This is a genomic window from Aeromonas sp. L_1B5_3, assembly GCF_963866575.1.
Lineage (GTDB): Bacteria > Pseudomonadota > Gammaproteobacteria > Enterobacterales > Aeromonadaceae > Aeromonas > Aeromonas jandaei.
The window spans coordinates 1-10,551 of record NZ_CAWMDN010000149.1; the positions used below are offsets into that span (position 1 = coordinate 1).

Sequence of the window (10,551 nt, forward strand, 5' to 3'; positions counted from 1 at the left end):
TTTCGACCGGAATATGCACATCGGCCCAGGATTCTACGCGTACAAACTCAATGGACGATTGGCAACGCGCCAGGAGAAGGCCCGGTTAGGACGGTTGATTGTACGGCGGATCCCCGAGCTCATCCCGGCCATTAAGAGCTATCCCCTCAGCGAACCGGAACAGCTGCGACCCTGTCGTAAACTGTTCCAGAGCGTGAAGGCCAAGAAGTGATTGACTGAGATTGAGGCGCTGATTGCAGCGCTGTTTAGATGATGTAAACCCCCTAGCCTTGGTTGGCTAGGGGGGTCCGTTCGTGGTTACTCATTAGTTTATCTTGCGTATGGAAAGCGAATGTAGTGGTCTAATCATATCTGACATCACTAAGCAATTACTCAAGTAGGCTACGTAGCATCCAAGCCGTCTTCTCGTGTAATTGGATACGTTGTGTCAACAAGTCAGCGGTCGCTTCATCATTTGTGCGGCCTCAACCAGAGGAAATAAGGACCGAGCTGTTTTAACAACGGCCTCCTGGCCCATAACAAGGTTTGCAATCATCACCATGGCAGCAGGAACTGACATCACTGGATTGTCAGAACATGGAACTCACCTGATTCAGGAGCGCTTGCTGCTCATAATTCAGCGCCACCCTAAGCAATTAGGATGATTGTGCCAATCGTGGCAACTCAGCCTTCAAGATCCGGCGTCGGAAGATAGGGGAAGAATTTTCTGTCCTCGCCCATGATATGCTGAACGATGACGTCGTGGGCTAGGAAGCCAAACAACTCACTGATCGAGAGCTCGTCGTGGTCAAAGCGCTCGGACATTTTAACGACTTTTCCTAGAAGCGCTTGATGGCATCGGCGGTGATGATCGATATCAGGAAAGGGCGTGGTGGCGATGAGTTCGATCTCATCCCTGAAATGACCGGCAATGATCTCCATTGTCCGATCCAGAAGAACCCGGCACTCCGCCTTGGTTTGTCCGTCCGCGATGGCTGAAAGCAGAAGGTTTGCTTGATCGAAAAGAGCCTTGTGTTCTTCGTCGAGTCGGGGATGACCACTCTCGGCCATATCATTCCAGAGCAAGCGCACGAACCCTGGCCTCTTGCCGACTTCATCCTCTTGCCGGAGCCGGATCTGCGTCTGGTTTCGTCCGGAATGCTTAGCCTGATATAGTGCCTGATCTGCGAGCTCGACAAGGCTTTCGGGGGTTTCGAGTTCGCTCGCATAGCAGGTTGCGACGCCCAAACTAGCCGTCACATGAGGGGCGGCCGTATTGTCTTCATGGGGAATCTCCAATCTGGTGACAGCATGGCGAATGCGTTCTGCCAGAGCCAGTGCTCCATTGGCGCCCGTTTCGGGCGCGATGACCACGAACTCCTCGCCACCTAACCGGGCCGCGAGATCAGGGGGCCGGTGGACGGAAGCCTTGATCGCCTGGCCGATAGCCCTCAGACACTCGTCCCCTTGGACATGTCCGTAGCGGTCGTTGAAACGCTTGAAGTAGTCCACGTCTAGGATGATCAGGGAGAGCGGCGCCCCGGATCGCTTGAGCCGGAAAAACTCGGTGTTCAAAACCTCGTTGAACCGTCGCCGGTTTGCGAGTCCGGTGAGCGCGTCCGTCGTAGCCGCTAGTCGGAGGGCCTTGTCCGCAGGCTCGTGCATCAAGAGCATGAAACCTATACCGCAAACGATAGTCGCGATGAGGATGGCAACAAAGGTCAGTGATTGGATCAATCCCGGTGTGAAAATGTTCATTCCATGGGCAAATGATGGATGGATACGGCCAAGGAAACACAGCGCCAGGACGATAAAGATCGCACCTAGCCCTTTCCGTAGCCGCGACGAACACGTGGCGCCGAACAAGCTCAACCCTCCCAGAGCATACAGGCTACTAATCACGAGACTGGAGACGAGAACATACCGTGTTTTGGCGACCGCTTGATCCGGATACAGGAAATCGATGCTCGCAAACAGCAGTGCTCCTGTCACGACGACCGCGATGAGTGGCTCTGTGAGGCGAAAGCGCGAGGGGCTGATCAGTGTGAAGGCGAATATTTCGAGTGCGATTCCGATATAGACGAGGATATTACCGACATGGGCTGATAGCAGCAGCGGAATAATGCCCCGAAAGCTGATAAGCGACATCCCGAGCGCTCTCAGGAACTGGCCGGAGACAAAGAAAGAGAGCGCGCGTTTTGATCCCCCCTCATAGCGATATAGCCACAACAGTGCAACTATCGAGAGGTCGGCCATCGCGCACAGTTTGATTGCAGTTGGTATATCGATGTCAAAGAAGGCCAATTGTCTAGCTCCTCGGATACAACAAGTAAGTGCAAAACCGTCCGCAAGGGGATGGCAGGCATACCAAGAATTGTACAGATCTAGTTATCACCTGACACCGGCCTCAAACCGGTGTCTTGTTTACGCTACTTTAGTGCGCACTTCCTTCGGTATCAATTTCAGACCCTTCTTGAACATGCTGTAAGGCGTCTGTCCCTCCATCATCCTGCCCTGATGTGGCCGCTGGGTGTTGTAGTGTTCCAGGTAGCTATCTATGTAAACAGTATGGATTAACGCTAACAAGATTCGGCACATAACTCAATGAGGGCCATGGGGTCCACAGTATCTTCCATGACTGTCCGGGAAGCAGCCCCTCTGCGATAACCGGGATTCGGCTCACGACACAACCTGTATAACGTAGAGTTGGCAGGGAGGGCACGTGTTGTTTGTAAGAAGTGGGAGTCATTTCAGGGGAGGGAGGCGTACTTTGCTATCGGTTGTCAGATGAAGCAGCGGAGCAGGAGGCGGGGATTATTAATCCCGAGCTCGGTGAGCAACCTTGCCAGAGATTGACCAGAGACGCATAACAAAAAGGCCTCGCATTGAAAGCGAAGCCTTGTGGGGTGTGCTATCCAGAGCTGTGGTATGGAAACTGTCATGGGGATTTTCAATCCCCTGCTCTACCGACTGAGCTATCTGGGCAACGGCGCGCATTAAACCCTTTCCGGCGCACGGTGTCAACCACGCTGGCACGATAAAAAGTTCGTTCGCTCAACAACTGAACGTAACGGGTGGTTATTGGCCGTTTCGGGGCAAAAAACGGGCTCGCCACCCCACTCTCCTGTGCTATTCATCACCAAACAACGGGAAATCAGCGCTTCTGCAGGTTTGCCGCATTGAGCCGGATGCGCTGTGCGAGTATGCTTTGCCGCAACGATACCGCCTGGAGGCAACATGAGTCTGAATATGCAAGAGTGGCGTGAAGAGACCACAGAGATCGTCAACGAGCTGCTGGCCGACGGCAGCAACCCTGACGCGGATTACGACATTGAACACCACTTCGCCTGCCAGGATTTCGACCGTCTGGAAAAAGCAGCGGTTGACCTGTTCAAGGCCGGTTTTGAAGTGACCGATGCCGAAGAGATGGAACTGGATGACGGCGCCACCATCTTCTGCTTCGATGCCACCATCGAGTGCAAACTGAATGTCGAAGCCATCGTGGCCGATATCGCCAAGATGCTGCCCATCCTCGAAAAATACGGGGTGGACTACGATGGCTGGGGCACCTACTTCCAGGATTGATCCTGCCCCATCGCCAAACAACAAGGCCACCGCGAGGTGGCCTTGTTGTTTCTGGCACGAAGTCAGCCCAGATAGCTGGCGGCGAACTCCTGCGGCGGCAGCGGCCGGCTGAAGAGATAGCCCTGCAGACGATCGCAACCGGCATCGGTCAGCCACTGCTGCTGCTCCGGCGTCTCCACCCCCTCGGCCGTAATGCGGATCCCCAGTTCATGGCCCAGCCCAATGACGGAACGCACGATAGCGGTCGTGGCCGTGTTGCTGGCAAGCCCCTGGGTAAAACTGCGATCCAGCTTGAGGGTCGCGACCTTGAGCCGCGGCAGATAGGCCAGCGAGCAGTAGCCGGTGCCGAAGTCATCGATGGCCAGCTGGAAGCCGGCCGCGATCAGATTGTCGAGGTTGGTCTCTATCTGGTCGGCATTCTCCATCAGGACCCCTTCGGTGATCTCCAGCTCCAGCTGACTGGCCTTGAGCCCATGGCGGACGATACAACCCTGTACCAGCTCGCACAGGGCCGGATCACGAAATTGCAGCGGCGAGAGGTTGATGGAGAGCATCATCTCCGGACAAGCCGCCTGCCACTGCGCCAGCTGGGCACAGCCCTGCTCCAGCATCAGCTGACCAAGCTGGCCGATCACCCCCATCTCTTCTGCCAGCGGAATGAACTCGTCGGGGGAGATCATCCCCAGCTCGGGATGAGGCCAGCGACAGAGCAGCTCGGCGCCATGCAACCGGAGCGTTCTGCTGCAGACAATGGGTTGATAAACCGCAACCAGCTGAGCCGACTTGATGGCCAGTGGCAGCTGGGCCGCGATGAGCTGACGCCGTTTGAGCTTGGCATGGAGCTCAGGATCGAACAAGGTGGTGTAATGCTGCTGCCGCTTGCCCTGCGCCAGTGCCGCCTCCGCATGGCTGAGCAGCCGTTCGGCATCATTGGCCTTGCCCTGAGCCAACCCGAGGAAAACCGGGATCTGGATGCGGTGCTCTTCCACCTGATAGTGCTCCATCAGCTGCTGCTGCAACTGCTGGCTCCATCCTTGCAACGGCTCGCCGAGCTCGGGCAGCAGCAGGCTGAAGTCATCAGCCGCTACCCGGCACAGCAGAGAGCGCGGCGGCGCCAACTGCTGCAGCCGCTTGGCCACCTGGCTGAGCAGACGATCGGCAATCCGGATCCCGAAGCGATCGTTGATCTCGCGAAAATGGTGCAGGTCGACCAGCACCAGCGTGGCGTTGCGGCCACCCAGATGGCGGCTGGTCTGCAGAAAGCGGGAGAGCTTGAGCAAGCCGGTCAGGCTGTCGTAGTGCTGCTCCTGCTGCAGCTGGGCCTGAGTGGTACGCAGCCCCGTGATATCGCGACCCAGCGTCAGCACACCGAGGGAGTGGCCATCACCATCGGACACATCCACCCGGGTGATCTCCATATGCCGCCCCTTGCCACTGGCATCGAGCAGGCAGCACTCCCCCTTATCCATCCCTTGCGGCGCAGAGAGGCGATAGGGGATCTGGTGGCCCAGCACCTCCTCGGCTCGCTGCCCAATAAAGTCGAGAAACGCCTGATTGCACTCCAGCAGCACGCCGTTATGGTCATCGAAGCGGATAATATCGGGGATCGCATCCAGCAAAAACCGCTGCAATACCTGCTGGTTCTTGACCGTCTGCTCGAGGTTTTTTCGTTGCGCAATCTCGTTGACCACGCCAAACACGGCATAGGGCTCGCCCTGCTGGTCATAGAGCGGCACCTTGTGGATCTCCATCCAGCTGGTGTTGCCACCGCTGTTGCAGTGGAGCTGCTGGTAAAGCAGCGGCTCCCCTTTCGCCAGCAGTTGTCTGTCCTCCTCGCCAAAGATGTCTCCCCACGGCATCTGCGCATTCGTCTTGCCGACCACCTCGGCAGGCGAGATATAGCCAGCCTCGCAGGCAAACATGCGGTTGGCAAAGAGGTAGCGCCCATGCTTATCCCGACAGAAGATACTCATTGGCAGATGGTCGATGATCTGCTGCAGCAGATCCGGGGTGAGCATGTTGTTCACAGGGGCGCTTATGGAGGAATTTCGAGCAAATCTATGATAGCAAAACGGTTTTGTAAAGCGACCTGACTGGCACAATAACACGCTCGATGCAGGATGCTTGCTGACAGAGATTGTCGCTCCGGAGATAATAGGCGCCGGTTGGCCAATGGCCGGATGAAATGGACGAGAGAAAGAAGATGAAAAAGATTATGGGAGGCGCTCTGGCGCTGCTGCTGGTCGGTTGTGCCGGTGACAACAATGGTGGTGAAGAGTACCGCTACAACCCGCCGATTGCCAAGGCGACCAACAATACCCAGGAGATGGCGATCCCGGTTGACCTGGTATGGGCCCGTGCCGAGAAGTGGTTCACCGATCACGGCCTCAACATCGAAAACAGCCAGCGCGGTTCCGGCCTGATGACCGCCAACGTCGAGCACTCTGCCGACGGCCTGGAGTGGCTGGATTGCGGCACCATGGGCTCCAAAGTAGCGCTGGGTAACCCCAACCTGCAGATCAACCTGATCATCACCCAGAGCGGCAACAGCAGCGTGGCGACCGTCAACGTCAAGGGCAACACAGAGCTGTTCTTCGTTGAGTCCTCAGGCGAGCGCGTACCGGCCCCCTCCATCAAGCCGGTCTGTGTCTCCCGCGGCACCCTGGAGCAAAGCCTGTTCGCCACCCTCGGCAACTGATTTTTCTTCGCTTCAAAATAAAAAGCGGCAGATTTCTCTGCCGCTTTTTATTGCGTAGCCGTTAGTGCTTACGGCTTGTCAATATCGAGCATGTGATTATTCAACATGTAATCGATCACCTGATTGGACGTGGTCGCCGAACCGCCCGTCAGACTGTCGAAAGTGTGGTTCATCAACACGATCTCCTGGGCAACAGAGGCCGTGCTGCTCTCCTTGACCTGCAAGTGCACCCCTTCGTTATCCTGGAACACCGAGAGCAGGCTCTTCAGATCGTTCTGGTTGTGAGAACCATCGTGATCCAGCAGATCGCGCAGATCCAGCTTGTCGCCTTCCGAAAGATTGACACTGCCTGACCCCTTGTTGAAGTCCATGATGTAATCCTTGGTCAGAGAGCCGGATACGGTATCCCCCTTGTTCCAGACAAAAGTATCTGAACCGCCGTCACCACGCATTACATCGTTGCCGAGCCCGCCGATCAGGATATCGTTCCCCAGACCGCCACGCAGTGCATCGTTGTGACTGCCGCCATCGATATAGTCGTCACCGGTACCACCAAACAGGATATCCGAACCTGATTGCCCGTAGATCTTGTCATTACCGCTACCGCCATTGACCACATCCGCTTTGCTACTGCTGACATCAACACTCAGCAACAGACCGTCGCCATCGAGCATAGCATCACTGCCAGACAAGCTGCCTGTCATGATGTGATGAGCCTTGAGCTGAGCTACCGTCAGTTGCAGTGAATCATCGGTACCAAATCCATCCGCCCCGGTTTTGCCTGCATAGATCACATCGTTGCCGCTGCCGGTTTCAACATGGTCATTGCCGGCACCGCTGCTGACGATCTGGTCGGCACTTCCCTTGTTATAGCTGGTACCACTATGTATATGGTCGGTGCCGCCGTTACTGGTAATGACTTCGCCCAGAAGATTACCGCCGAAGGCAACATCCAGGCGGTCAGGATTAGTCGCTCTCTCGCCATTACGCACCACGATAGAGTCATTGAGGTCGGTACCATCTACCGTCAGCGGCAGATGAACCGGAACCCCGTTGCTGTCCACCGGATTGACGCTGATAGTCAGAGTACTGTTGGTAGTGTCGCCATCGCCATCCCGCACGCTGTAGCTGAACACCTCGCGCGCATCAGCCGGGATTTGGCTGCCATTCTTGGTGACCTGATAGGTATAGGCACCGTTGGCCAGAATGGTCAGTACCCCGTACAGACCAACTACCTGGGTACCCGCACCATTGGTATAGGTGGTCGAGCTGCTGCCGACTCCGTAGCCAATGACACTCAGACCACCATCAGCACCTGCAAGATCGTTGGCCAGCACATTACCGGTGGTCTGTGGCAACTGATAACCAGACCCTTCCACCAACTTGACTATCAGATCGAAGCTGTTGCTGGCATTCTCTTTGGTGTAAATAGTCTTCACCACGTTGCCACCCGCATCGCGGAAACCCAGTACCTCCAGCGTGTATGCCTTACCTTCAAAGTTGAAGGTAGCTGTCGTATTACCGATCGAGATGATGTCATCACCATTCCCCCATTTGTCATTGGGGGTTTCGTTATGATTGAAGTTCACAACAAGTTTTATTGGTGTGACCCGTCCCAATGCATCAGTTACGGAGAAAGTAACCTCCATCGTTGCAGCACTGATAGCATCGTTATAAATCGGGTTGTTGTAATGAGTGAATGTGCCAAGTTTGATCTCTTCATTGATCGGAATTGCGCCATTCAATGCCGCATCATTGTCCAGGAAGCCGTAGCCAGACGGATTACTACCCCCACCCCAACGAATCTGATCTTTACCTGGGTTAACATCATCAGAGTCACTGACTTTGACATACGAACCACCACTCCAATTTACCCAGTTAGCATCAACCCCCGAAACTTGGAATGAATCAACAACCACGTTAACTCTGGCATCATCGACCACAGCAACCGGTACATCATCACGCACGGCGACATCGAAAGAGCCGCTCGCAGTGTCGGAACCAGCTTTGCTCACCTCATAATTCACCGTGAGACGCAACTCATCCTGACTGCTCAACACGCTGCTTTGACCATCCACAAGGTGGCTGAGCGGCTTAATCAGGGTGAAGGTATAGCTCGGCGGATTCGAGTTGTTGTCTACCGTTACGGTAAAGGCCACATTGGCCGGGTTGGTTCCAAAGTAAGCTTTGAGACCCGCACCATCCTGCACCACATTCACAGGCTGGCCATCAATGCCGGTAATGCCACTCAATCCGGTGATGCTGACCAGCTTGAGCTCAACGCCAGATACGTTGCCACCATTGCCATCGGTAACCTGCAGCGATTGAGTCACCGAGAGCGGACCGCTGGTCGGCGCCCCGACAGGCTCGGGCAAGCCGGCGTTGCCACCAGACAAGCCATCCTCATCAACCAGACCACCACCGAGCCGCACCGAGAAATCATTGTCGACTATGGTGCCGGTACCGGAAACGCCAGCCACAGTCACTTGCAGAGTCTCGTTAGTCTCAACCAGACGATCGTTCACTGTAGGAACAGTGACCGTGAAGCTGGTCACCCCTGCAGGAACGATCACACTCTTGCCATCAGCACTTAGAGTCACGCCATTGCTAAATGTTGGCCTTCCCCAATCAGCGCTTGTCGCGACATTCGTTCCAGTACCAGCAATGGAGAAGCTGTACTCGGTCGCCACATTAGTCACCCCGCTAAGGGTCACGACATGCTGCAGACTAGTACCTTCAAGCTCGCTGTCACTTGCTATATTGACCACTGTCGGGCGTACCAGCGGATTGACCGCAAAGCTGCCTTGCGAGCCATCACCGTCGCGATCGTAGGCTTTAAATGCAAAGTCAATGTCACCGTCAACAGGACGCTGCATCTCGGCATATTGGAAGAACTCCCATTTACCTGTTGCAGGTGTGAACTCCATCTTGAAGATCAGACTGCCATTGCTGTCCTTGCCAAGCAGGGTATTAGCCCCATCGGCGGTGATCGCGATAGCCAGACCGGCGACTGTCTTGAGGCCGGATTCGACCGTACCGGTGACCAGTTCGAAACGTCCTTTGCCATCAGCCCCCCACTGCGGATCGAGCGTGCCCGAACCATAGGCAATCGCCTGCGGGGTAGAGGAACCAAGGAACTCGATAGACTTGACAGTAAAGTCACTGTTGTCACCCCAGCTGGCTGACTTGCCGTTATCGGTCGCCTTGATCACCATGGTGTCAAAACCGCCCTGCTGAACCTGGAAGTTGGCAGCATAATCGCCATTGGCAGCATTCGAGCTGAATGTCTGGGTTGCAACCAGTTTACCGTCGCGCCAGAACTCGACCACACCGCTCTCGAGTTCTCCACCATAGATCTTGCTGAACTCGATCTTGGCACCATATGCCACAGTGCCCGCATCCAGCTTGATCACCAACTCCTCGGATACACTCGAACCATCCGCAAATTTGCGGAAATCGATCTCATTATCAATGTTGTGATAAGGCGCGCTCGTGCTCTTGACGCCTAGCCCGTCAACGGAGGCATTGACCTTGGCATCAACGAGCCTGGAGGAAGTCGAAGACTCGAATCCCCGTGCCGTGATAGTGAATTTGCCCGCATCAATGCTGCCGCTATCCCCGACATACCCGGTCAGGCTGAACTTGCCAGTCAACACATCCGGGATGCTGGTTTTCACCAGAGAGACGGCCGTCATGTCACCAGCGATTGGCGCGTCATCCTCGACCGAGATCGGCAGACTGCCGGTGGTGGTGGTCTTGCCATCCGAGACGGTTACGCCAATCTGGAAGTTGAGTACGTCTTCACTGTCCTTGACCGGATGATCAAGCGGGGCCTTAAGTGTCACGTCATAACTCCAGTAGCCCTTGCTGCCACCGGCAGGCGCGGTCAGCTTCACATCAATGACCGCTTTGTAGTCAGCGCCGCCCAGTGTACCGGTATAACCGGTCAACACCTTGGTGGCGGCATTCCAGCTCCACTGAACCGCAGCACCACCGGAGGTCAGACCCGCCGGCCCATTCAGGCTGATGGTGAGCGTATCCTGGCTATCAACGTCGCCGACTGTAATCTTGCCGCTGGCAGTCACGTTATCAGTAGTGTCACTGTTGCCTGTCTTATCGGCAATACCGCCAGCAAGCCCCTCTTCGGAGACGGCCACCCCGCTATCGATGCTCAGGGTTGGCGCATCATTGGTACCGGTGATGGTGATGGTCACCTTGTGCGGCGTGCCATCGACGCTCTGTACGGTGAAGGTCTCGACCTTGGTCTCGCCCTTGCCCAGGTACTGCAC

General features: G+C 55.7%; 6 protein-coding genes and 1 pseudogene. 3 read left to right on the forward strand and 4 right to left on the reverse strand.

What is annotated here, in order from left to right; all coding sequences use genetic code 11:
- The coding region (locus tag AACR93_RS19755) for a hypothetical protein (protein WP_043851747.1) at positions 1 to 211 on the forward strand (211 nt) is incomplete at its 5' end.
- Positions 212 to 663: 452 nt separating this feature from the next.
- Here the strand turns inward: AACR93_RS19755 and AACR93_RS19765 are convergent.
- Both AACR93_RS19765 and AACR93_RS19770 read right to left on the reverse strand, forming a co-directional pair.
- On the reverse strand, positions 664 to 2,283 hold the full coding sequence (locus tag AACR93_RS19765; RefSeq protein WP_043851748.1) for a diguanylate cyclase: 1,620 nt from the start codon (positions 2,281 to 2,283) through the stop codon (positions 664 to 666).
- A 120-nt stretch (positions 2,284 to 2,403) separates the two neighbouring features.
- A pseudogene (locus AACR93_RS19770) lies at positions 2,404 to 2,538 on the reverse strand (IS481 family transposase); the annotation flags it as partial.
- A 690-nt stretch (positions 2,539 to 3,228) separates the two neighbouring features.
- On the opposite strand from AACR93_RS19770, the gene rraB reads away from it, so the two are divergent.
- Positions 3,229 to 3,564 carry a ribonuclease E inhibitor RraB gene (rraB, locus tag AACR93_RS19775; RefSeq protein WP_033114697.1) on the forward strand — a complete coding sequence of 112 codons (336 nt, stop codon included), beginning with the start codon at positions 3,229 to 3,231 and terminating at the stop codon, positions 3,562 to 3,564.
- A gap of 62 nt (positions 3,565 to 3,626) precedes the next feature.
- Here rraB and AACR93_RS19780 read toward each other — a convergent pair whose 3' ends face one another.
- Positions 3,627 to 5,591 (reverse strand): sensor domain-containing protein, encoded by a 1,965-nt coding sequence (locus tag AACR93_RS19780; RefSeq protein ID WP_043851749.1) that lies wholly within the window; start codon positions 5,589 to 5,591, stop codon positions 3,627 to 3,629.
- Between the two features lie 176 nt (positions 5,592 to 5,767).
- On the opposite strand from AACR93_RS19780, the gene AACR93_RS19785 reads away from it, so the two are divergent.
- Positions 5,768 to 6,262, forward strand: a complete 495-nt coding sequence (locus AACR93_RS19785; RefSeq protein ID WP_033114575.1) for a hypothetical protein — start codon at positions 5,768 to 5,770, stop codon at positions 6,260 to 6,262.
- Positions 6,263 to 6,330: 68 nt separating this feature from the next.
- Here the strand turns inward: AACR93_RS19785 and AACR93_RS19790 are convergent.
- Positions 6,331 to 10,551, reverse strand: a 4,221-nt coding sequence (locus AACR93_RS19790) for a choice-of-anchor K domain-containing protein (protein ID WP_156153025.1), incomplete at its 5' end; no start/stop codon positions are given.

Bases quoted from the DNA above. Each gene is read 5' to 3' on its own strand.
- rraB (WP_033114697.1), top strand. From the start codon at position 3,229: ATGCAAGAGTGGCGTGAAGAGACCACAGAGATCGTCAACGAGCTGCTG.
- AACR93_RS19785 (WP_033114575.1), top strand. From the start codon at position 5,768: ATGAAAAAGATTATGGGAGGCGCTCTGGCGCTGCTGCTGGTCGGTTGT.